The sequence below is a fragment of the Streptomyces spinoverrucosus genome, from assembly GCF_015712165.1.
Taxonomy (GTDB): domain Bacteria; phylum Actinomycetota; class Actinomycetes; order Streptomycetales; family Streptomycetaceae; genus Streptomyces; species Streptomyces spinoverrucosus_A.
The window spans coordinates 1796596-1819573 of sequence record NZ_JADPZX010000001.1; the positions used below are offsets into that span (position 1 = coordinate 1796596).

Here is a 22978-nt window from a genome sequence, read left to right on the forward strand (position 1 = left end):
GCCTCCCTGTCATGTCGGCTCGGGGAAGATCACCCGGAGGGTCTGAACCCTTCTGTTCCGGCGGAACATGAGCCAGGCGAGAGTCGGCGGGCACGGGCTGGCGATGCCGGGCGGGTTGGTGACGTCCATTTCCCAGATGGTGATGTCCCGGCTGGCCACCACGTGGCGCAGGTGCTGGGTCACGCCCTTCTCCCGGTTCTGGCGCATGGCCGTGGTGGGATGGATGCGTTCCCCCGGCCGGCTGAGCGTGCCGAGCAGTTCGGTCTCGGCCGGCCACAGCTCGGCGATGTCGCCGGGGATGCTGCCGCGAATGGCGCTCTCCAGCGTCGCCAGCGCCTCCTGCCTGCTGTCCTCGGTGACGGCGGAGGCGTCGTCGTGCGCCTGCGCGGCGGTCGACAGCAGTACCTCGGCCAGCTTTCCCCTGGCCTGGTGGAGCCGGCTGCGTACCGTGCCGACCGGCACCTCGCAGGCGTCGGCGATCTCCTGGTAGGAGGTGATGCCGCTGAAGTGCCGCAGCATCAGCACCAGCCGGAGCTGCTGCGGCAGTTCCTCCATCGCGTCCCAGATCCAGTCGCGCATCGCGTGCTGCTCGACGATCCGCTCGGGGTGCGACGGCTCGTCGTCGCGAAGGCGCAGGTGGTCGAGGCCGTCGAGGCCGGGCGTCTCCCGGGTGGCGCGCAGGCGCATGCGGGAGGCGTTGCGCACGATCGCCCGCAGCCACGCTCCCACGGCCGCGGGGTCCCGTACGTCGCCGATGCGCCGCAGCGCGGTCAGCGCGGCGTCCTGCACCGCGTCCTCCGCGTCGGGACCGTACCCGAGCAGACTCAGCGCCACCGCGCGCATCGACGCCTCATGGCGGGCCAGCAGCAGCCCGAGGGCTCCGGTCTCGCCGGCCTGGGCTCTGCGGGTGAGTTCCTCGTCGGTGGGCGGGATGAGGGGTGCCATGTCTGTACGCCTCCGGAGACGTGCCGCTACCGCATCATGCCTCGGTCATGGCCGCTCCGAAAGCTCCGGCAGCCAGCTTCCGTGGAAGCCGGCCGGGACCGGGTGGGGCAGTTCCACCACGGCCTGGACGGAGAGCTCCGCGGCGTCGAGGACGAGCAGTTCCCCGGCGGCACCGTCGTCGTCCGAGACGAGCGAGAGCAGCCAGCCCTCGTCCTCGCCGGTGCCGTCCGCCGCCGGTACGAAGACCGCCTCGCCGGCGTAGCGGCTGCCGGGCGTCGCGTGGGTGTGCGTGGTGTGACGCGCGAGGTCGTGCTTGGCGATGCCCTCGTCGGAGACGGTGTACAGGTAGCGGTTCCGGCGCCCGGTGAGGGTCTCGTTGTGGGTGGGGAACTCGACCGCCCGGTCGTCCAGTTGGGACTCCGTGACGCGGCCTGTCACCGGGTCCAGCGTCCAGCGGTGCAGCACGGAGGGGGCCTGGTGGCTGCGCGGCTCCCGCGCCCCGGCCCGACCGTTCGGTGAGGCGGTTCCGCCGATGTTCGTCCAACTGCGCCGGAAGCCTTCGCGGTCGTAGCGCACCGCGTCCAGCACGATCCGCCCGTGTCCGTCCTCGTGGGCGTTGCCGACATGGAAGACGTAACAGGGATCGACGTCGTACCAGCGCACGTCCGTGCTGCCGGGCTTTCGGGACATGACCCCGAGCCGTGCGCCGTAGCCGTCGTCCCACCGGTAGGGCATTCCGCCGCGTCCGGCGAGTTCGAGGTCGAAGACGACGGGGAGGTCCATCCAGACGATGTGGTGCTCGGTGATGGCGAAGTCGTGCATCATCGTCGGGCCCGGCACGTCGACCGTCCGGCTGTCGAGCAGTTCGCCGTCCGCGGTGACCCGGTGGTAGGTGAGGTACGGCGGGGCGAAACCGGTGCCGAACAGGTGCAGTTCGCCGGTGACCGGGTCCTCCTTCGGGTGCGCGGTCATCGCGGTGGTCAGCCGTCCCGCGAAGTCGTACGGCCCCACGGTCTCCAGCGACGGGGTGACCCAGTAGGGGAGCCCCACCTCGCACAGGGCGAGCACGGTGCCCGCGTGCCGGATCACGTGAGTGTTGGAGGGGTTCGCGGTGAGATCGACGGTGAAGTCCTCACGGATGAGCGGGTGTCCCTCCAACTCCCGTGTGCGGACCCATCGGTTGCGGTACCACTCGGCGCGGCCCTCGCGCAGCCGGATGCCGTGGAGCATGCCGGGGCCGATGAACCAGTGGCCCTTGTCCTCGCCGGGCAGCGGGTTGGGGCCGTTGCGCAGATAGCGGCCGTCCAGCTCGGGAGGCAGGGAACCCCGCACGGTGAGATCGGCCGCGGTGTGCTCGTCGGGGACGGGGGCGAAGCGCCCCCGCAGGTACAGGGGAGGAGTTGTGTCGTTCGCCATGCTTCTTTCCTGGTCCGGTGTCCTGTGGGTCCCGTGAGCGTCACGGGACCCACAGGGGGCGTCATGCGCGGGTTCCCGCGGCGGCCTGTTTGATGAGCGCGGCGACCTCACCGGGCTTGGACACGTAGACGGCGTGGCTGCCGCCGGTCTCGGTCACCGTCGCGCCGGCCCGCTCGGCCATGGCACGCTGCGCGGGGGGCGGGATCATGCGGTCGTCGGTCGCGACCAGGTAGAAGCTCGGCTTGGCCCGCCAGGCGGGCTGGGTGACCGTCCCGCCCAGGGCGTCCAGGCCCCAGGGCACCTGGGAGTCCGCCAGGAACCGGGCCTCGCCCTCGGGCAGGTCCCCGGCGAAGGACGCGGCGAACTTCTCCCGGTCGAGGAAGAGGAACCCGCCGACGGGCGGCAGGATCGGCGGAACGGGCGCTCCGGGCGGCGGGTCGGCGATGAGCGTGTTCACGGACTCGTCCTTGTCGGGCGCGAACGCCGCGATGTACGCGAGGGCCGACACCTTCTCGTGGTTGCCCGCCTCCGAGATCACCGCGCCGCCGTAGGAGTGTCCGACGAGGACGGTCGGGCCGTCCTGGGCGTCGAGGACCAGCTTGGTGGCGGCGACGTCGCCGCTGAGGGAGAGGGTGGGGTTCTGGACGACGGTGACGTGGTAGCCGTCGGCGGTCAGGAGGTCGTAGACCCCCTTCCAGCCCGATCCGTCGACGAATCCGCCGTGGACGAGTACGACGTTCCTGGCTTCCGTGGTCATGGTGCGTCAGCTCCTTCGGGTGAGTGCTGCGGTACGGCCGTGACGGGGGCCTGGGCGGCCAGCAGGCGGGCCTGGGCGCGGGCCGGGTAGACCTTGGTGAAGACGGCGGGGGCGGCAAGGCCGGCGACATGGGCGGCGATGCCGGCCCAGGCCGGGGCGTCCAGTGCCCCGAGGATGGCCAGGCTGACGCCGATGAAGGAGAACCCGGCGCCCCAGGCGATGGTGATGTTGTTGTTGACCCGGATGAATTCCGGCATGTCCCAGTATTCGGGGGGTGTCTGGCGCTTGGCGATGCCCAGCGTGAAGGGGCGGCGGATCGCCAGGGTCCCCCAGGCGGTGGCGGCGAGCCAGGCGAAGGAGACGACGTCGGTGTGGTCCGCCAGGGCCGAGTCCGGCCTGGCAAGAGCGACGGCGCCGACCGCGGCGAAGTACACGATGGTGCTGATCTCCAGGATCAGGGCATCGAGGCCGACCCGGCGGCGGCGGTCCTGCACCAGGAGCAGCAGCCCCGAGACGAGACCACTGATCGCGCCCCACCGCCAGTCGAAGGCTGAGACGACGCCCGCGACGATCCAGGGGATGAATCCGCGCATGTAACCCATTGCTGCTCCGAAGTCGCTTGGTGACCGACACGGACTGGATGCACGGCGGAGGTGGAAGTTCGAACCCTGGGATGTGACGCTCGCCACAGATTCGCGCGGCCTGTCGACTCAGCCGAAGTGCGCGCCCCAGAGCGTGCTCGTCCTCGGCCGTGGTTCGTTTCCAGGCGGGGCGAGCATTCCGAGCCAGCGCGCACGTATGGAGCGAGAAAGAAGGACATAGAGTCTCGCTGCATGGAAAAAGTGCGCCACCGTCTCGATGAAACAGACAGCCGGATCACCGCCGCGCTGCTGGCTGCGCCGCGTGCCTCGTGGCGCACGGTCGGCCGGGTCCTGGGCATCTCGGAGCGCACGGTGGTGCGCCGGGCGTCGCCGCTGTTCCATGACGGAACGCTGCGTGCCACAGCCGTACGCAACCCCGTGCACTTCCCCGATCTGATCCCGCTGGCCCTGCGCATCCGCTGCAAGCCCAACCGGATCACGGCCGTCGCCGCCACCCTGGCCCGCCGCCCCGACACCGTCTGGGTGGACGTCCTCGGCGGCGGGGACGAGATCTGCACCATCCTGTTCCTGGACGGCCCGGACGCCCGCAACAACCTGCTGCTGCGCGACCTCCCCGCCACCCCCGCGGTCCAGTCGTGGACCTCCCATGTCCTGCTACGGGTCTTCCCGGCCGCCTTCGACTGGAGCGGCGGCCTGCTCACGGAAGCCGAGCTGACCAGCCTGCGGCCGGACATGTCCGCCGCACCCACCCGTCCCGCTCTCCTGCCCCTCGACCATCAGCTGATCGCGACGCTGACCGAGGACGGGCGAGCCTCCTACACCGACCTCGCGCGCCGCGCCGACACCACCGCCCTCACCGCCCGCCGCCGTCTGGAGGCGCTGGTGGGCGGACAGGTCATCAGACTCGCGACCGAGGTCGACCTCGCCCGGCTGGGCATCCGCGCCGAGGCCCTCCTGTGGATCACCGTGTCACCCGGCGGGATGGAGGAGACGGGCCGGCAACTCAGCCGCCATCCCCAGGTCCGGTTCGCCTCGGCCACCACCGGCCCGGCCAACCTCCTGGTGGCCGTCGCGGCAGCCGACCTCAACGCGCTCTACCACTTCCTGAGCGACACCATCGGCGCCCTGGAGCACGTCTCCACCATCGAGGTCACCCCGATCCTGACCGGCGTCAAGCGAACGGGACTGGTCCGCCCCGGCAGCCTGTGAGCGGATGGCGCATAATCTGCATGAGCCAATGCCGCTGTGGCGTACTTCCTGTGCCCAGAGCCGCCGAACATACGTGAATCAGCTTCGACCCGTACAACGGTCTCGTCCGAAACACTTCGAGACCGCGTGGAGAAGACGATGACTGACCACGGTGCCGATCTGCTGATCCGGGCCAATGCCGTGCATACCCTGGTCCCCGGCCAGGCCCCGCAGCGCGCCCTGGCCGTTCGCGGTGACCGCGTCCTGGCCCTGTCCCCCGACCTGGACGGCCTCGACCACCTGGTCACCGCGGCCACCGAGGTCCACGACCTGCCCGGTGCCACCGTGCTGCCCGCCTTCGACGACACCCACACCCACCTGATCTTCGCCGCCCTCGGCGCCCAGGACGTGCCCGTCCACCAGGCCCGGAACATCCCCGAGTTCCTGGACCTGATCCGGCAGCGGGCCGCGGTCACTCCCGAGGGAGAGTGGATCCGCACCACGACCAACTGGCAGGAGCTGAACCTGGCCGAGCGCCGCATGCCCACCGCGGCCGAGCTCGACCAAGCCACCGACCGCCACCCGGTCCTGGTCAAGCGCGGTGGCCACAACGACGTCGTCAACAGCTACGCGCTGCGCCTCGCCGGCATCACCGAGGAGACCCCCGTACCGCCGGGCGGCACCATCGGCCGCGGCGCCGACGGCAAGCTGGACGGCCGCCTGATCGACAACGCCATGGGTCTGGTGGAGCGCCTGGTCCCGGCCCAGGACCGGGCCCAGCCCATCGAGGGCCTGCGCCTGGCGTCCCACGACTACGCGGCCACCGGTATCGGCACCGTGCGCGACTGCATGGTCTCCCCCGCCGACTACGCGCTCCTGCGGGCCGCCCGAGAGGCGGGGGCGCTCGGCGTCCGGGTGCGGGCGCTGATCTCGGCGCTCGGCATGACCAGCGCCGCCCAGGTGGAGGACCTGCTCGACACCATGGAGGAGTGGCGTTACGGCGCCGACCCGGGGCTGTCGGTGTGGGGCGTCAAGTTCGGCATCGACGGCGGCCTGGAGGCCGGTGCCACGGAGGAGCCGTACGCCTGCGACCACTCCTACTCCGGCACGCTGATCTGGGAGCCCGACGCGCTGGTCGAGGCGGTCGAGGCGGTGGTCCGGCGCGGCCGGCGGGTCGGCACCCACGCCTACGGCGACCGCGCGGTCCGCACTCTCCTGGACGTCTACGAACGCGTCCTGGAGCGCAACCCGGGCCTGCCCGCCGGCACGCTGGTGATGGAGCACGGCGGCCTGGCCGGCCCCGAGCAGCGCGCCCGCGCCGTCGCGCTGGGCATCCCCGTCACCATCCAGCAGCCGCTGCTGCACGACACCGCCGAGGTGGAGGAAGGCTTCTGGGGCCCGGAACGCGTCGCCCGCCTCTTCCCCGCCCGCGGCTGGATCGATCTGGGCGCCCAGGTCAGCGCCGGATCCGACTTCCCCGTCGGCCAGTTCGGCGCCATGCGCTCCGTCTGGGGCCTGACGACCCGGCAGACCGTCATCGGCGTCAAGGGCCCCGAGCACGCCATCACCTACGACGAAGCCCTCACCCTGCACACCACCAACGCCGCCCGCCTGTGCGGCGAGGAGCACCTGCGCGGCACCCTCACCCCCGGCCGCCTCGCCGACCTCACCGTCTGGGACCAGGACCCCGCCCACTGCCCCGGCGACGCCCTGCGCGACCTCAAGCCCACCCACACCTTCGTCGGTGGACTCCTGGTCACATCTCCCTTCAAGGAAGCGCCCCTGTCCGGCCATCAGTGAGGAAAGTCGGGGTAACCGAAGGTGAGCCGGGAAGACCGGCGACGTACCGGAGGGAGACGCGTATGCCGCTCACGTTCCGTAAGAGTTTCCAGATCCTGCCCGGGGTGCGGCTGAACATCAACCGGCGCTCCTGGTCCATCACGACGGGCGGTAAACACGGGCCGCGCCACACGCGCAGCAGCACCGGACGTCGTACGACATCGGTGGATTTGCCCGGACCTTTCGGATGGCGCAGGACCCGTTCGACACGGCGGCGTTGACGGCCCATCACCCGAATGGACCCCCCAACAAGCGCCATCTCATATCTGAGATAACCTCAACCACATGGCAGACGACTACCTCGTACGCATCGGCAAGCTCATCCGTGACGCCCGGCAGCACCGGGGCTGGACACAGTCGCAGCTTGCCGAGGCGCTCGGAACCAGCCAGAGCGCCGTCAATCGCATCGAGCGCGGCAATCAGAACATCAGCCTTGAGATGATCGCCCGAATCGGTGAAGCTCTCGACAGTGAGATCGTCTCTCTGGGCTACGCGGGTCCCATGCATCTCAGGGTGGTCGGCGGTCGCCGGCTGTCCGGGGCCATCGATGTGAAGACCAGCAAGAACGCGTGCGTGGCACTGCTGTGCGCCTCGCTGCTCAACAAGGGGCGCACGGTGCTGCGTCGGGTCGCCCGCATCGAGGAGGTGTACCGCCTTCTCGAGGTGCTCGGGTCCATCGGTGTCCGCACCCGCTGGATCAACGACGGCGTCGACCTGGAGATCGTGCCGCCGGCCGACCTCGACATGGCGGCGATCGACGCCGAGGCCGCCGTGCGGACCCGCTCCATCATCATGTTCTTCGGTCCGCTGCTGCACCGCATGGACCACTTCAAGCTGCCGTACGCCGGCGGCTGCGACCTCGGTACGCGGACCATCGAACCGCACATGATCGCGCTGCGCCGGTTCGGGCTGGACATCGCGGCGACGGAGGGTCAGTACCACGCCGTCGTCGACCGGTCCGTGCGGCCCGACCGGCCGATCGTGCTGACCGAGCGCGGCGACACCGTGACCGAGAACGCGCTGCTCGCCGCCGCGCGGCACGACGGCGTGACCGTCATCCGCAACGCCTCCTCCAACTACATGGTTCAGGACCTCTGCTTCTTCCTGGAGGCGCTGGGCGTCAAGGTCGAGGGCATCGGCACCACCACGCTCACCGTGCACGGCGTGCCGACCATCGACGTCGACGTGGACTACTCCCCCTCCGAGGACCCGGTCGAGGCGATGAGCCTGCTCGCCGCCGCGGTGGTCACCGAGTCGGAGCTGACGGTGCGTCGGGTGCCGATCGAGTTCCTGGAGATCGAGCTGGCGGTCCTGGAGGAGATGGGCCTCGACCACGACCGTACGCCCGAGTACGTCGCCGACAACGGCCGTACCCGGCTGGTGGACCTCACCGTGCGGCCCTCCAAGCTGGAGGCGCCGATCGACAAGATCCACCCCATGCCGTTCCCCGGCCTGAACATCGACAACGTGCCGTTCTTCGCGGCGATCGCGGCGGTCGCGCAGGGCAAGACGCTCATCCACGACTGGGTGTACGACAACCGCGCGATCTATCTGACGGACCTGAACCGCCTCGGGGGCCGACTGCAACTCCTCGACCCGCACCGGGTGTTGGTGGAGGGCCCGACCCGCTGGCGCGCGGCCGAGATGATGTGCCCGCCGGCCCTGCGTCCGGCCGTGGTCGTGCTGCTGGCGATGATGGCGGCGGAGGGGACGTCGGTGCTGCGGAACGTGTACGTCATCAATCGGGGGTACGAGGATCTGGCCGAGCGACTCAACTCGATCGGGGCGCAGATCGAGATCTTCCGGGACATCTGAGACAGAGCTGCCGCCGCACCCGCTCCTGGCCCACATATGGGGGTCAGGAGCGGGTGCGGCGGCATTTCTGGGGCTTCTCCGGGACTTTGCGCACCCCGCGCGGAGCGGGAGGTCCACGTCAAGCACGACCCCTGCCCACCCTCGGGGAACGCCGAGCACAGCTACGGTCGTAATGAAATCCATTTTCATGTATCGTTCTGCCTCGCTCACCGAACGCACCGGAGGTCCCCATGGCCGTACCCAAACGCAAGATGTCGCGCAGCAACACCCGGCACCGTCGCGCGCAATGGAAGGCCACGACGCCTCAGTTGGTGACGGTCACGGTGGACGGCGTGCCGTACCTCGTCCCCCAGCGGCTGGCCAAGGCATACGAGCGCGGTCTGCTCCGCCCCGAAGGCTGACCGCCGCATGACCCACACCCCCTCGCCGCGCCTACCCGTCACCGTCCTGTCGGGATTCCTCGGCGCCGGCAAGACCACCCTGCTCAACCACGTCCTCAGCAACCGTGAGGGCCTGCGCGTCGCCGTCATCGTCAATGACATGAGCGAGGTCAACATCGACGCCGCCCTGGTGCGCGGCGGCGAAGCAGCGCTGTCGCGCACCGAGGAACGCCTGGTCGAGATGACCAACGGATGCATCTGCTGCACCCTGCGCGACGACCTGCTGGAAGAAGTGGACCGACTGGCCCGCGAGGGGCGTTTCGACTACCTCCTCATCGAGTCCTCCGGCATCTCCGAACCCATGCCCGTCGCCGCCACCTTCGCCTTCGCCCGCGACGACGGCGCCACCCTCGGCGACCTGGCCCGCCTCGACACGATGGTCACGGTCGTGGACGCCGCGGGCTTCCTGCCCGAGCTGACCGCCGGCGACGAACTGACCGAACGGGGCCTGGACCAGTACGAGAACGACGAACGCACGGTCAGCGACCTGCTGATGGACCAGATCGAGTTCGCCGACGTCATCGTCCTCAACAAGCTCGACCTCGTCGACGCCACGTCAGCCGACCGGCTGCGGGCCACCCTGACCCGCCTCAACCCCGCCGCCCACATCGTGCCGGCCGTGCGGGGCCGCGTACCCGTCGGCGAAATCCTGGGTGCCAACCGCTTCGACCTGGAACGAGCCCAGCAGGCACCGGGCTGGGTCAGGGAACTCAACGGCGACCACGTCCCCGAGACAGAGGAGTACGGCATCTCCTCCACCGTCTTCCGCTCCGCGACGCCCTTCCATCCCGGGCGGCTGTGGACGTTCGTGACCGAGGCACTCGACAGCGGCGCCCACGGACAGATCCTCCGCTCCAAGGGCTTCTTCACCCTGGCCAGCCGCCCCCACGTGACGGGACTGTGGTCCCAGGCCGGCTCGGTGGCACGCTTCGAGCCCTCCTCCGCGCGTGACACCGACAGCCCCTACGCCCAGGAACTCGTGTTCATCGGCACCCACCTGGACGCGGAGCCGCTGCGGGCGGCCCTCGCCGACTGCCTCATGAGGGAGGGCGAGCGGTCCCCCTCTTCCGACCCCTTCCCCGCCTGGGACACCTACGGCTTCGACGAGGTCTGCGCGCACGAGCACGAGCCCCTCACCGCCGTGGCGGGGAACTAAGACTCCGGGCCGGACGGTGGTCGCAGCCACGGCACCGTCCGGCCCGGTACACGTACGGGACAGGGAGGCCACTCATGGACGGGGAAGAGCCGCGCCACGCCCTGGACCGCTCCGGGCAGGTCGACGTCGTACGGGAGAAGAACCGGGGAACGGCTCTACCGCCCCCGGCCCACCGACGGACACCGCCACTGTCTCGTCTGCCGCGGCTGCGGCTTCAGCACGGCGGTGGAGGCGGACGCAGTGGAACGCTGGGCGGAGGACGTGGCCGAGAGCATGGGATTCGCCGAGGTCGAGCACACGGTGGAACTGAAGGGCGTCTGCGGCCGCGGTCGCGTCACCCCGACCGCGCAAGGCTCGACCGAGCAGCACGCCGAGCGGCGACTCACGCCCGGCCGGTGACGCACGGGGCAGGGCCTGGCGACCGGCCCGCCTCTGGGCAGGCCGGGACAGAAGCACACGGGACCTCACGCGGCTGGCAGGCTACGGGGTGTGACAGCGCATGAGACTGTGCCCACTCCCATGGCCGCACAGATCAGCCGGGCCGAGGATGCCACCGCGGCCGTCCGGCGAGAACTCACCGCATGCTGGGCGGCGGTCATCAACGCCGGAGGAGCCGTCGTACCCATGGACTGCCCACTCCCGCCGGTGACCGAGGCCGCGCTCCGGCCGGCGGTCGAGAGGATCACGCGTGGCCTCTCCCCGGACCGGAGCAGACTGCTCCTTGCGACCGTGGACGGCGCGCTCGCGGGCTGGCTGCTGCTGCGCCGCGAGGAGCACCCCCTTGTGGCGCACTGCGGCGTGGTGAACCACGTCCAGACGCACGTCCGCTTCCGTGGCCTGGGCGTGGGTGCCGCCCTCATGCGGCACGCGAGGGGTGTCGCGCGCGACGACATGGGTCTGGAACGGCTCCAGCTCGCCGTGCGGTCCGGTCTGGGGCTCGAGGAGTTCTACCGCAAGGCGGGCTGGACCGAGGTCGGCCGGTGGCCGGGCGCGCTGCGTGTGGCGCCCGGTGACGACCGGGACGAGATCCTGATGAGTCTGGTCCTGTGAAGCGGTTGTCTCCCCTGCGGGCTCATGTCCCGACGGGAGCACGGACTCCGCCGGTCGCAGACCGACGCCGTGCAAGTGGCCCCGGGGCTCCGGTTCGCGGAGATAACCTGGCGGCCAGGACGGCATCGGGGCGCCGATCGGCCCCGCCGAGGGTTCACGAGGGGGCATCGTGCGCGACGGCAGGCAGGAAATCGCGGACGCGTTGGCGGACTCCGGGCGCACCGAGCGGGAGTTGGCCCTCGACGTGCTGGGGTGCGCCGTCCGGTGGGCCGCCGACACGCTCGGCCGACACGACCGTGCGTCCGACGGCGGCACGTCGGCCGAAGCCGACGGGGCCGAAGCCCTGGCGGCCCTGTACGCGCTGTACGACGCGCTGGCGGACGCCCGTGGCCTGGGCGAGGCGCTGCCCGGGCTGTTGGAGGCGGCTCGGCCGGGGGAACGGATGGGCGGGGCCACCCGGGACCTGATGGCTGAACTCACCGCGGTCGCCGAGCGGGTGGCGTCGGAACGCGCGGCTCTCCAAGAGCTCGCGGACCGGGAGGAGGAGCTGCGCCGCCGCCTGGCGGAGCACGAGAAGCTGCGGCAGGAGGCCGACGAACTGCGGCGGCTGGAGCAGCTGGTGGAGGAGCTGGACGACCTGCGGGCGCAGCATGAGGTCATCGACACACGGCTGCGGGAGCTGCGCGACCAGGACCCCGAGGCGGTCGACCGGGAGTTGCGCACGGGGGCCGACGCCCTGCTGCGGATCACCGAGCAGCAGCTCGCCGTGCTGGCGCCGCGGACGCGGCAGGCCCTGGAGCGGGCCGCGGCGGCGCAGAGAGCGCTGGCGGCCGCGGAGCAGGAGCTGAGTGAGGGCTCCCGCGAACTCGCCGGCTGCCAGGAGCGGCTGGAGCGCATCCAGACGGAACAGGGCCCGGTGTTCGCGTCCCTGGCCCGGCACGGCCGCGCCGACCGGGAGCTGGCGCAGGCTCTGCGCGAGGCCGCCGGCGACGACAGCGGCAGCCGTGTACCGGAGCAGGGCCTCACTCTCGAAGAGGTGCAGATCCTCTGCCAGACCGTCGAGGAGCGGCTCGCCGACGCCGACCGCACGCTCAGCCGCGTGCTGGCCCAACGCCTGGACGACGAGCAGGACGGCAGGACGAGAATCACCCGCCCTCAGCCCTGACCGTCCGGGCCGATGCTCGGCCGATGGCCGCCATCCCTCGTTCCTGGCGCGTCCTCAACCGGTTGACGAGTCGTTCCGATGCCCCGAGGGCCCCCTTGAGGCCCACATGCCGGTCGAGTTCGGCCGCCGTACGGTGAGGTCGGGCGCCTGTCCGTGCAGGTGGTCCTGGTACTCCTGCGGGATGTCGTCGACGGTGACGGGCTGTTCCACCTGCCGTCCGACGCGGACGGCCCACCGGGTGCGGATCGCGTCGGCGAGGGTGCGCATCTCCCGGGCGTTGCCGAAGGTCTCGTCCCGGGAGCGGTGCATGCCCTCCACGATCCGCCCCAGCGCCTGTGCCGTCTCGTCCGAGGGGCGCAGGCCGTGCTCGGCCAGGCGGCGCAGCAGGATGGTGTTCAGCAGGCCGGGATCGTAGTCGCGGAACTCGACGATGTTCGTCAGCGGGAACCGGCTCCTCAGGCCGGGGTTCGCGTCGAGGAACTCCCTCATCTTGTCCGGGTATCCGGCCACGATGACCACCAGTCGGCCGCGGTCGTCCTCCATCCGCTTGAGCAGCGCCTGGATGGCGTCGCTGCCGAAGCCTTCGCGCTGGTCGCTGAGCGTGTACGCCTCGTCGATGAACAGCACACCGTCGAGCGCCTGGTCCACCACCGCGTCGGTCCGTCCGGCGGTCTGCCCGACGTAACCGGCGACCAGGTCATTGACCTTCGCCTCCCGGCAGTGGCCCCGGCTCAGTACACCGAGGTCCCGGTAGATTTCGCCGACCAGTCGGGCCACGGTCGTCTTCCCGGTCCCGGGGTTGCCGGTGAACACCAGGTGCCGGGCGGGCGGTTCAGCCTCCGCGGCCAGCCCGCGCACGCCGAGTTCCTCGGCCGCCTCCATTTCGGCCCGCATGTCCTCGAAACGGCGCACCAGCGCCTCCATGCCGGGCATCGCGGCGAGTCGGTCCCAAGGTGTCCGTTCGTCGGACGGGGCCGCGCCCAACCACGGCCGGACCGAGTGGCGGCCGAGCGGCTCCTCGGCCGCCGACAGCTGTTCGAGGCGCCCGTGCCAGACACGGGCGGTCTCGGGCTGGCCGGCCATTCCCCGGACCACCCGATCCAGGTCCTGCCACGCGACCCGAAGTCCGCTGCGCAGCCGCACCGAGTGCACCAGCCGCTCCAGTTCCGCCGCCTGCGGAAGCCCGACCCGGAAGGTGCCCCCGCGGGTGGGCTCGTCCCGGCGTTCGTTCACAAAGCTCTCCAGCTGCGGATAGCGCCCGAGCCCCCGCAGGAACTCGGCCACACTGTTCAGGGAGGCCCTGCGGAACACGAGGATCCACTGGTTCCCCGCGACGGCGTCGGCCGCCCATTCGGCCATGGCTCCGGCGAGTTGCCGCGGGGCCTCGTTGAGGAGCAGGAACTCGTCCGCGTGCGGGAAGACCACGGCCGTACGGTGTCCCGAGCCGCGCAGATGGGCGGCCAGGGTCATCACCGCGAACGAATCGGCGATCCCGGACGCCGGTGCGGCACGGGGTGTCGCGCCCTCGTCCGCGGCGGGTTCCGCCCGGGACGGGGGCGCGGAACCCAGCAGCTGCGTTCCGCCGAGGGGCCCCTGAAGGCTTGCGTGCTCCATCAGGCGCGGCCCACGTCGGCCGGCCGGTCCCTCCCTGCGGCGGACCGGCCGGCGGGACAGGTCCCACGAAGCCCGGTCCAGGAAATAGACCGGGTGGTGCAGGGTGCTGAAGACGATCCGCTCGAATCCCGCAGAACGCAGCATGCGCCACAGTGCCTGCTCCATGACGCACACCTGGGCGGCGCTGTCGACGAACACGTCGCCGACACCGGGCCCGTACAGGACGGTGAAGGGTTCGCCGGTGCGGACGGCCGCGGGGTCCAGCCGCTCGGTCCCCGGCGGACGGCTCCCGTGCTTGCTGGTGCTGATCACGCGCCGGGGCCCTCCCGGCCTGCCGGCCGCTCGCCGGGACGGACGGTCCCCGGGACCGCGGAGCCGGTATCGACCGTCGGCGCCGCCGCGTCCAGTCCGACGGGCACGCCCTGCTCCCGCAGCGCCCGGTACACCGAGTCGGCCCGGCTGCGCAGTTCGGCCTCGGAGGTGACGTCGTGGTCGTGCGACACCACGCGGATCACGCACTGGTCCGAGTCCTTGCCGGCCTGCTCGATCTCGACCGTGATCTCGTTGCCGCTGACCTCGTGGCGGAGCAGGGCCCGGAACTTCGCGCGCACGTCACCGCCGTCGTATCCGGACTCCTCCTCGACGAGGTCGTAGGAGGCGATCTCGGCGAGTGTGCCGGCGACGACGTCGGCCAGGTTCACCCGCATCTGCGAGGTGAGCTGGCGCATCCCGGCCCGCTCCACGGTCTCGCCCAGGCCGCGCTCCAGCCGGGGCGCCTCCTCGTCGCGCAGGGCGCGCAGGTCGTCCACGCCGGTCTGCGGGTCACGGGCCCGGGTGAGCGCGTCCGCGGTGTCCTGCCGTACCCGGTCGTACTCGCCCTCGGACCAGTACACGACGTCCAGCGTGTATCCGGCGACCTGCTCGCGGTCCGGTCCGACCACCGGACGCTGCCGGTTCTGCTCGGCCAGGGTCTCCACCTGCACGAGGGCGTCGATCGCCTCCTGCTGGGCGAGGCAGCGCTCCAACTCCCGCTGCTCGATGTCCACCCGTAGCTCGCTCAGCTCGTGGAAGGTCTCCTGCGCCACGGCCAGGGCGGCGTCGAAGCGGCCGTCCGCGGCGGTCTCCTCGGCCGTGGCGATCCGGCGGCGCAGCCTGTCCAGCCGGCCGGGCGCGTACCGGTCGTGGGGCAGCTCGCCGTCGATGAGGTCCGCCATGGTGCGGGCGTCGGCCAGCCAGGTGCGCACGGTGTCCTCGGCGCGCGCCCGGTCTTCCTTGAACGCTTCCACCTCCTGGGCGAGCCGGGTCGTCTCGGCCCGCTGGGCGGCGATGGCGCGCTCGGTCTCCTTCTGCTGCTGCTGAAGTCGGCGGCGGGTGTCCTGCTCGATCCGGCCGGTGGTCTCCCGCAGGTCCTGGTGCAGGCGGTCGGCCTGTTCGCGCAGCCTGCGGGTGGTGTCGGCCTCCAGCCGGCGGGTCCGGTCGCTCAGCGTGTCGACCGCCTCCTGCTGGCGGCGCTGCCGCGCCTCCACCGTGGAGAAGGCCCGGTCGACATCGGCCCGGGTCTGGGCCCGCACGTCGGCGAACAGCCGTGGGATGTCCCGCCTGACCTCCCGCAGCTGCCGCGCCTTGCGCTGCAGGCTGTACCACTCCGACTCGTCGATGAAGATGCGTTTCCTGCCGCTCATGACCGCCCTTCCTCTCCTGGACCGGGGCTGCTGGGGTCCGCTGCCGACATCCGGGTGCGAACCGTGTCGACCGCGGTTTCGAACACTGTGGGGAGCCCTTTCGGCGCCACGCCGATGAGCAGGGTCTGCGGGCCGTCGACGGCGATCTCCGCGTCGCGGGCCCGGTGTGCGAAGTCGTATCCGCTGTCCGCCAGCCGCCGGGTGAGGTGGTGGATCCGCTGGTTGGTGCTGCCGCGCAGTCCGCGCCCGTCGTTGAGACCGGCCACGTACAGGCCGTCGATCAGCACATCGACGACCGCGAGCAAGTCCGGTACGCCCTCCGACGGGGGCCGGTCCCGCAGCCGTTCCAGCCGATGGCCGGTGAAGCAGATCACGGAGACGTCCCGGATCTCGCGCGCCCGCCGGACCAGTAGGGCCAGTCCGGCCGCCTGCTGCATCGGCTCGCCTCCCGACAGGGTCAGACCGGTGACCCGGGGATCGGCGAGCAACTCGGCGGCCAGGTCCTCGGGGTGGGCCTGCCGCGCGGGACGGTCGGGAATCCACTCCGGGGCGACGCACCCGGCGCAGTGGAACGGGCATCCCTGCACCCACACCACCGACCGGAGGCCGGGCCCGAGCGCCCGCGTGCCGACATGTGTGGCCGCCACATTGAGCAGCGGCTCGGCAGCCATCAGGGCCGCCCGGTACCCGGCGCGACGGCCTGGGCCCCGGAGCCGGAGCCGGCCGCCGACTCGGGCGGCAGATAGGTGAAGGACAGGCCGCCGACCACGACGTGGGCGCCCGGCTCGCAGGTCACCTCGTTCGGCCGTCCGGACGCGCCGGCCGGTGTGTAGCGGATCAGCAGATCGACCCGGGACCCCTCGGGCGTCCTGCGACGCCGGCCGTGCACCGTGCCCCGCCCGCCCTCGCGCAGGCTGAAGTTCACCCGCCTCCCGGACAACGCGATCCGCTCCGGGATCGCCTCGACGAACACGGGAACGGCCGTCAGCACCCCCCGCAGCCGAGGCCGGTTGACATGCAGCCACCACAGCGACCCGGCTGCCAGGACCGCCGCCAGCGCCGCGCACACGGCCGGCAGGAAGTACACCGAGCCGACCTCGGCCCGCACCGCCAGGGCATCGCCGGTGACCCCGACCCGGTCCGGGACCTTCAGGTCCACGTCGGGGGCGAGCGCCCGCTGCCACGGGGAGGTCACCTGGCCGGACACCCGCAAGGTGGCCCCGCCGTCCTCGGTCCTGCGGTACGGCAGTCCGCCCGCCTGCGGACCTCCGTCGAGTCGGACGGCGTACTCGCGGGACTCGCCCGGTTTCAGGGTCAGTTGCTTCGGCACTCCGGTCACCCGCAGCGGGACTCCGTCCACGGAGACCCGCATGTCGCTCACCGTGAGCGGCACGTGCCGGGTGGCCGACCGGAACGTGACGGAGGCCGTGGCGGAGCCGTCGGTGAGGTCGCGGGCGCCGGTGCCCGTCCAGGAGGCCGTGACGCCCTTGCCGTTGTCCTCGGCGAGCAGCAGCGCCGCCGACCGGGCGCGGGTGTTGTCCCCGGCCCGCCGCAGATAGCCGCTGAGGTCCTCGATGCTCTCCGGGCGCAGCACGAGCGAGTTCTCGACGACATCGCCGAGCAGGTCCGCGCCGGTCGCGCCGCTGCCCAGCGGCAGCGCGTACCCGGCGAGTTCGGTGCGCTTGCCGAGGGCGTCGGCCCGCTCCCGCAGGTCGTCCCAGGACGCCCCGGACGCCTTGGGGTAGTCGCTCCCGCGCGGTGGCTCGTGTTTGCCGTCGGTCAGCATGACGACGGAGGCGATGTCCCCGGCGTCCGCCCGTTCGAGTTCGCGCAGGGCCCGGTCCAGGGCGGACCCGATGTCGGTCCCGCCGGTCGGGTTGGGTGCCTTGGGCAGCGAGGAGACGATCTTCCCCGGGTTCCCGGCGGATCCGATGTAGCGCACGTCGGGGCGGTCGTCGAAGGTGATGAGGGCGACATGGTCGGTGTCGGACAGCCCGTCCAGAAAGACGCCCAGGGTGGAGCGCACGGTGCCGTAGCGGCCGTCGGCCGCCATCGACCCGGACGTGTCCACCAGGACGACGTAGTCGACGGGTTGGTCGGCCACACCGAGTTCCTCGTAGATCCCGTCCCGGGTCGGCGTCTCGGCGGCCGTCGCGGGGACGGTGGCCGCCGACAGAACGGCCAGCAGGGCGGCGGCGACGGCGGCCCCGCGCCGCAGTACGGTCACCGCGCACGGTGGCCAGGCGGTTCGCTTCACGTACGGTCTCCCTGAGTGTCGGGCTGGGGGTCGGTCGGCAGGAGGCCGAACGGGAACTCCTCGGGCGGAGGTTCGGCGGGCTGGTGGTCCTGGGCCGGGTGTCCGCCGGGCGCGGTCCGGCCGAGCGGTTGCAGGACGAGGCAGGCGGTGCCGTCGGTGGCGACGCGCACGCCGACGTTGACGTACGCGCCGTCGCCGTACTGAGGGACCGTCACCACGCCCACCGGGGCGGCGGCGTCCGTCCCCGCCGCGTGGACCAGGATCCGGACCTCGCGTCCGCCGGTCCCGTGGGCCGGTCCGGTCCGGATCCGCACCCGTTCCCCGCCGGTCTCGGCGAACACGGTGGCGCCGCCCGGCTCCAGCGTCCGGGGCGGGCTGATCAGCAGTTCCTCGTCCCGTGGCCGGCCGGCCACGGTCCGGTGGACGCCCACGGCCACGGCATGCGGACAGCGGTCGGGCGGGTCGATGTGTCCACCGGCGACCAGGGCGGCCCCGAACACCGCGGCCAGAGCGGGGTCCGTCCCGCCGGGCAGCGGGGTCGGCGGGCCCAGACGACCGGTCAGGTGCCGCAGCAGCGCCCCGGACCGGGCCGGACCGCCCACCGCGACGACCCGTGTGTCGGGGTCGTCGGCTGCGCCCCGGACTCCCGGCAGGCCGTCCAGGGCCCCGTCGAGGCCGCCCTTGAGCAGGTCCAGTGCCCGGTGCACCAGGCCTGCGGTGATCTCCCGGCCGGCCACCTCGAAGACCACGGTGTCGGCGAACCGGTCGGCGCGGTCGGGCCGGGCCGCCATCCGGTCGAGAGCGACGTCGAGTCGCCGGCCGTTGTTGTCCATGGCCCGGGCGAGCTCCAGGAGCTTCTCGGGGTCGTCGACCGGCAGCCCCGCCCCGGCCAGCACCGCGGCGTCGAACGCGGCACCGTAGCCGTCGTCGGCCGGCGCGTACCGGGCGACTCTGGGCACGGCCACGGCCCCTGCGGCGACGGCGCATTCGGCGACCTCGGCCGCCGAGGCGCCCAGGTCGCACACCAGCCAACGGGACGCGGTCCGGGATTCCGCGTGCCGCAGCAGGGCCAGCACCGCGTGCGGCGTGCTCAGCAGACGGGGACGCGGCAGCGGGCCGTCCCCGGGCAGCACGGCCCGCTCTTCCGGAGGGACGACCAGCACCACCGGTCCGGGCGCACCGCAGTGCTCGCGGTACGCGGCGTAGGCCACGTTCAGCGCGGCCTCCCTGTCACCGCGGACGCCGACGGGGGTGGGCAGCCCCTCTCCGGGCACGGTGCCGGGCAGTTGCACCAACTCCGGTGTCCCGTCGGCGCGGGTCCACGCGACACGGAGGAAGCGTGTGCCGGCGTCGACGGCGATGGCGGGGGCGGAGGGCGTCGTCATCAGGATCCCCCGGGCCACAGCCGACGCGTCCTCGCGCGGCCACCCCCGCGCCGCAGTTCCGTCAGGATCCAGTCGTGCCGCGCCTTCTGGTCCTCGCTGTACTTGATCAGCAGCTCGCGCAGTTCACCGTCCGTGTCCTCGCCGGCGACGGCCGTGTACAGCTTCAGCCCCGGCCAGTCCTTCGCCATGCCGTCCATGTACAGGGCGACCAGCGCCAGGCCGTGCGCTCCCTCCTTGCGGACCCATGCGGCGATCGCGTCCAGCAGTTGGGCGGGGAGACGGCCGGGTCCGTGAGGTGCGTGGGCCTCCAGAATGATCCCGGCGAGTTCCCGGTACGGCGCCCGGTCCCGTACCGCTTTGCGGAAGGCATGCACCGGCCGCAGCCATCCCAGGTCGTACCGCTTCGTCAGCTCCTGCATGAGGTACTCGGGGACGTCGAGATCGTTGATCGGTCTCCCCCGTCCGATCAGCCGCCCGTGCAGTTGCTCGCACAGCTGGGGCAGGAAGGTGCCCGGCAGTGCGTTGTTCGTCTGCTCGATCACGCGCCACGTCCGCCGGGACAGTTCCCCGCCGAGCAGGGCATCGATCGCCAGCCTTCTCAGCTCTCCGTCGGACCGGATCCGGCGGGACAGAACGGACACGTAGTCCGCCAGTTCCTCCTCCGTGGAGAGCCGCTGCAGCCGGGGCATGCCCGGCGTGGTTCCGCCCTGGACAGCCCCGCAGAACAGGTCGGCGTCCGCTGCCACGGCCCCTGACGTCGGCGGCTCCTCGACCGGGACCAGCCGCTCCACGGCTTCCCGCAGTCCTCGCTCGGTGTGGGCGGCCCGCCACAGACCCGGCCACATCAGACCGAGCACCTCCGGCCGCCGCTCCGCCCGGGCGATGTCCAGGGTGGTCCGCCAGCCTCCCTCGACGGCATCGGCGAAATCGGCGGCGTCGGTGGCGGTGGCCGGGGCCAGGGAATCGCCGAGCAGTACGGCCGCGAAGCGCAGCCAGCCGGGGATGGCGTCGGTGGCCATGTCGCCCCGCGCCCGCTGCACCAGGCGGCGCAGCGGTGCCAGACGGCGGTCCTTGTGCTTCAGCAGGTATCCGAGCCATGTCTTGCCGACGGCCGGCTCGCGGACGAGGAGGCGGTCGGCCCGGTCCGTGCTGCGGCCCCACTCGTTCTCGGCCATGTAGATGAGCGTCCCGGTCCATTCGTGCGTCGGTTCCCGGGACTCGACCAGGGCGTCGAACAGTGCGTCGAAGCTGCCGGGCCGGTCGGCCTCGACGGCGTTGTGGAGGACACCCAGGTAGCGCTCGGCCCGTTCGAAGGACTCGGCCGGGGTGCCGGCAGCGAGGACCTCCCGGGCGAGCAGGGGTTGGGTGCGCTCGGTCCAGTGCTCGCTCAGCTGCCTCGCCGCGGCCGCGTCGCCGTGGTGCGCGCTGTGGACCAGGAAGAAGGTCAGCACGCCCAGCCGGTGTTCGTCCATGGACACGGCCGGAAACCGTTCCAGGACCCGCCGGACGTCCTCGACCTCCCCACCGCCCGACCGGATCTCCTCGACCACCGTGTCCATCAGGTCGGCCTCGCGCAGGACGCGGAGCGCCGCCCCGGGGCGTGGCTCCGCGGCCGGTTCCGTGGCCGTCAGCAGGTTCTCCACGATCGCGGTGGTGTCGCCGGTCTTCGCACGCAGCTTGCGCAGCCCGCCCAGATAGGCCCGGGCGGCCTCCTCCCCCGGCTCCTCCGGCGGGCTTCCGCCGAGCACCGCCGAGATCTGCCCCCTGCGTGCCGCGGACGCGAAGAACAGTCTGAGGTCGTGCTCCGCCTGGCCCGTCCAGGTCGCGGCGCTGAGCCAGGCCCGGCATCCGTACGGCAGGAGTGAACAGACCGCGTCGAGGACACGGACGCGGTCGGAGACGTCCGGCAGTCGCTCGCCCGGTCTCGGCACGATCGCCACCTGCCGGTTGCCGAGCAGCAGCGCGGCCACGCCGGCCGCCCACTCGAAGCCCAACTGATCGATCAGTTCGGCGAGTTCGGCGGGCGGGGTCGGTCGGACGGCAACGGTCATCGGGGCCTCGTCGCCCGGCAGAGCGGGCGGATCCGACATCAGCGCCCGGTCGATCCCGGACCAGGTCAGGGCGGACCGACCGGCCTGTGCCCACTCCAGCAGGGTCAGCCGCCAGGTGTAACTGGGGCGGCCGGTGCCGTCGGTGGAGCCGTCCCAGGTGGTCTCCACGGAGGCGCAGGCGGGTTCCGGGTGGGTGCCCGCGCTGCCGAGGAACACCCGCCACGGCAGTTCGCCCTCCTGGTCACGGCCGCTGGGTGCGCCGGTGGCGGAGGCCTTCCAGAGGTAGCTGCTCGCCCGGTCCTTGGGAAGGCTGCTCCGCAGCAACTCGTAGCCCATGGTCTGCCCCGGACGCTTGCCCAGCACTGCCCAGTGCGCGGTCAGTCGCTCCTCACCGAGGCTCTCGTTCAACGTCGTTTTCCTCCGCGCCAGCCGCCCCAGCCGCCGTCGCGGTGGATCCGGCTCTCCAGGTCGATCAGGGGCTCCAGCACGTTGATCGGCACCGGTGAGGTACGAATGTGCAGCGTTCCCTCCCGCATGACCGGCTGGACGTAGTCCGCGTAGTCGAAAACCTGCTGCGGGTTCAGCCGGAAGCCGACGGCGGAGGTCGCGTAGTAGGAGATGCGACGGGGGTCGAAGTGGGAGTAGAGGGCGTCGCGCACCAGCCGGGCGTTGGCTCCGCGGAAGTCGTCGCACATCCACTGGAAGAACTTCTCGCTGTCCTCCCGGGGCACCCGGGGAAGCCGGGATCCCACCGTGTCCTGAACGGCCCAGCCCGCTTCCACCGCGGGCCGGAAGACCTCCGGGTGGTCGAACTTGGCGATGCAGACGGACACGTGGTGCGGAAGCTTGCCGTCGACGAGTTGGCCCTGGTCCCGGACCCTCGCGGTGAGCTGGGTCAGCATCGCCTGGAGATAGGTGAAGCTCTCGGTGGCCTCCTGGGCGTCACCGATCGGGTCGAAGAGGTAGATCAGCCCCTGGGACCGGGCGAGCTGACCGACGAGCTGGGCATGCTGGGGATGATCGTGCCGGAACACCTCTCCGGCCGCGTCCTGGATCTCCAGCACGAAGCTGGGCCGCCGGGACCGGAACCGCTTCCCCTTCTCCTCCGGTCCCTGGACGGACCAGGCCATGCCCTGGACACCCATGGTGGCCTCGGGGAAGGTTCGCCGCCGGGTCAGCAGGTCCATGCCCTGGGTGAGGAAGGTGTTGGCCTCCTGCGTCATGCCGCTGATGTTCCAACTGCCCTTGTTGTGCCGCTGGTACTGCATGGCGGCGATCGGCAGGGCGGCCAGATAGGTCGTCTTGCCCGAGCCGGGCGCGCCCCACAGCCCGATTCGGATGCGGCCGGCGGTCGTCCCGTCCTCCTGCCTGGCGGACGGAATCGGCTCGGGTATCGAGTTCGGCACCGCGTCCGGGACCGGTCCGGGCTGCGGCGTGGGGCCGCCGCCGGCCGGGGCCTGCGCGGGAGGCCTGCCCGGCGGGGTCGCGGGGGCCCCGGGCGGGGGCCCGGGGACCGTGTTCCCGGGGGCCGCGCCTGCCGGGGCCGGGTCGCCGGAGTCCTTCTTGTTCGGGTCGTAGAGATCGGACATGAACTCTCCTCGTACCGGGGAACGCGG

The 22978-nt window shown here is 71.9% G+C and carries 19 protein-coding genes and 1 pseudogene; 9 read left to right on the forward strand and 11 right to left on the reverse strand.

Annotated elements, in window-relative coordinates:
* Nucleotides 1–9: 9 nt before the first annotated feature.
* From I2W78_RS08115 to I2W78_RS08130, 4 genes are all read right to left on the reverse strand, one after another.
* Nucleotides 10–945: an RNA polymerase sigma factor gene (locus I2W78_RS08115; protein WP_196458248.1), complete on the reverse strand. Its 936-nt coding sequence runs from the start codon at nucleotides 943–945 to the stop codon at nucleotides 10–12.
* Between the two features lie 45 nt (nucleotides 946–990).
* The gene (locus I2W78_RS08120; protein WP_196458250.1) at nucleotides 991–2361 is read right to left on the reverse strand and encodes a carotenoid oxygenase family protein; all 1371 of its coding nucleotides are present in this window, start codon (nucleotides 2359–2361) and stop codon (nucleotides 991–993) included.
* Between the two features lie 61 nt (nucleotides 2362–2422).
* The gene (locus I2W78_RS08125) at nucleotides 2423–3118 is read right to left on the reverse strand and encodes an alpha/beta fold hydrolase (RefSeq protein WP_196458252.1); all 696 of its coding nucleotides are present in this window, start codon (nucleotides 3116–3118) and stop codon (nucleotides 2423–2425) included.
* Complete coding sequence (locus I2W78_RS08130; protein ID WP_230885377.1) at nucleotides 3115–3711, reverse strand: hypothetical protein; 597 nt, start codon at nucleotides 3709–3711, stop codon at nucleotides 3115–3117. The genes I2W78_RS08125 and I2W78_RS08130 overlap by 4 nt, the downstream gene beginning before the upstream one ends.
* 240 nt (nucleotides 3712–3951) lie before the next feature.
* Between I2W78_RS08130 and I2W78_RS08135 the strand changes: the two genes are divergently transcribed.
* From I2W78_RS08135 to I2W78_RS08175, 9 genes and pseudogenes are all read left to right on the forward strand, one after another.
* A complete protein-coding gene (locus tag I2W78_RS08135; protein ID WP_196458256.1) occupies nucleotides 3952–4929 on the forward strand; it encodes an Lrp/AsnC family transcriptional regulator in 978 nt (325 codons plus the stop codon).
* 138 nt (nucleotides 4930–5067) lie between these two features.
* Entirely contained in the window at nucleotides 5068–6708 is a 1641-nt protein-coding gene (locus tag I2W78_RS08140) for an amidohydrolase (RefSeq protein WP_196458258.1), read from the forward strand.
* A 62-nt stretch (nucleotides 6709–6770) separates the two neighbouring features.
* A complete protein-coding gene (locus tag I2W78_RS08145) occupies nucleotides 6771–6968 on the forward strand; it encodes a DUF4236 domain-containing protein (protein ID WP_196458260.1) in 198 nt (65 codons plus the stop codon).
* Nucleotides 6969–7032: 64 nt separating this feature from the next.
* Nucleotides 7033–8562, forward strand: a complete 1530-nt coding sequence (locus I2W78_RS08150) for a helix-turn-helix domain-containing protein (RefSeq protein ID WP_196458262.1) — start codon at nucleotides 7033–7035, stop codon at nucleotides 8560–8562.
* Between the two features lie 230 nt (nucleotides 8563–8792).
* On the forward strand, nucleotides 8793–8963 hold the full coding sequence (gene rpmF, locus I2W78_RS08155; RefSeq protein ID WP_007387878.1) for a 50S ribosomal protein L32: 171 nt from the start codon (nucleotides 8793–8795) through the stop codon (nucleotides 8961–8963).
* Between the two features lie 7 nt (nucleotides 8964–8970).
* Nucleotides 8971–10158 carry a GTP-binding protein gene (locus I2W78_RS08160; protein ID WP_196458264.1) on the forward strand — a complete coding sequence of 396 codons (1188 nt, stop codon included), beginning with the start codon at nucleotides 8971–8973 and terminating at the stop codon, nucleotides 10156–10158.
* A 98-nt stretch (nucleotides 10159–10256) separates the two neighbouring features.
* Nucleotides 10257–10557: pseudogene (locus I2W78_RS41640) on the forward strand (transcriptional repressor); the annotation flags it as partial.
* A 120-nt stretch (nucleotides 10558–10677) separates the two neighbouring features.
* The gene (locus I2W78_RS08170; protein ID WP_196458266.1) at nucleotides 10678–11208 is read left to right on the forward strand and encodes a GNAT family N-acetyltransferase; all 531 of its coding nucleotides are present in this window, start codon (nucleotides 10678–10680) and stop codon (nucleotides 11206–11208) included.
* Nucleotides 11209–11377: 169 nt separating this feature from the next.
* Nucleotides 11378–12373 carry a hypothetical protein gene (locus tag I2W78_RS08175; RefSeq protein WP_196458268.1) on the forward strand — a complete coding sequence of 332 codons (996 nt, stop codon included), beginning with the start codon at nucleotides 11378–11380 and terminating at the stop codon, nucleotides 12371–12373.
* 54 nt (nucleotides 12374–12427) lie between these two features.
* On the opposite strand, the gene I2W78_RS08180 is transcribed toward I2W78_RS08175, so the two are convergent.
* From I2W78_RS08180 to I2W78_RS08210, 7 genes are read right to left on the reverse strand one after another with little or no spacing between them, the layout of a single operon-like run.
* Nucleotides 12428–14299: an AAA family ATPase gene (locus tag I2W78_RS08180; protein WP_307783633.1), complete on the reverse strand. Its 1872-nt coding sequence runs from the start codon at nucleotides 14297–14299 to the stop codon at nucleotides 12428–12430.
* Nucleotides 14296–15669: a hypothetical protein gene (locus I2W78_RS08185; protein WP_196458270.1), complete on the reverse strand. Its 1374-nt coding sequence runs from the start codon at nucleotides 15667–15669 to the stop codon at nucleotides 14296–14298. Before I2W78_RS08185 ends, I2W78_RS08180 begins: the two co-directional genes overlap by 4 nt.
* Nucleotides 15666–16340 (reverse strand): 4Fe-4S single cluster domain-containing protein, encoded by a 675-nt coding sequence (locus tag I2W78_RS08190; protein ID WP_374222653.1) that lies wholly within the window; start codon nucleotides 16338–16340, stop codon nucleotides 15666–15668. Before I2W78_RS08190 ends, I2W78_RS08185 begins: the two co-directional genes overlap by 4 nt.
* Nucleotides 16340–17926 carry a vWA domain-containing protein gene (locus I2W78_RS08195; RefSeq protein ID WP_196458272.1) on the reverse strand — a complete coding sequence of 529 codons (1587 nt, stop codon included), beginning with the start codon at nucleotides 17924–17926 and terminating at the stop codon, nucleotides 16340–16342. Before I2W78_RS08195 ends, I2W78_RS08190 begins: the two co-directional genes overlap by 1 nt.
* Nucleotides 17923–19311, reverse strand: coding sequence for a sugar kinase (locus I2W78_RS08200; RefSeq protein ID WP_196458274.1), 1389 nt, complete (start codon nucleotides 19309–19311; stop codon nucleotides 17923–17925). The genes I2W78_RS08195 and I2W78_RS08200 overlap by 4 nt, the downstream gene beginning before the upstream one ends.
* Nucleotides 19311–21770 carry a hypothetical protein gene (locus I2W78_RS08205; RefSeq protein WP_196458276.1) on the reverse strand — a complete coding sequence of 820 codons (2460 nt, stop codon included), beginning with the start codon at nucleotides 21768–21770 and terminating at the stop codon, nucleotides 19311–19313. The genes I2W78_RS08200 and I2W78_RS08205 overlap by 1 nt, the downstream gene beginning before the upstream one ends.
* Complete coding sequence (locus I2W78_RS08210) at nucleotides 21767–22951, reverse strand: hypothetical protein (RefSeq protein ID WP_196458278.1); 1185 nt, start codon at nucleotides 22949–22951, stop codon at nucleotides 21767–21769. The genes I2W78_RS08205 and I2W78_RS08210 overlap by 4 nt, the downstream gene beginning before the upstream one ends.
* Between the last annotated feature and the right edge of the window lie 27 nt (nucleotides 22952–22978).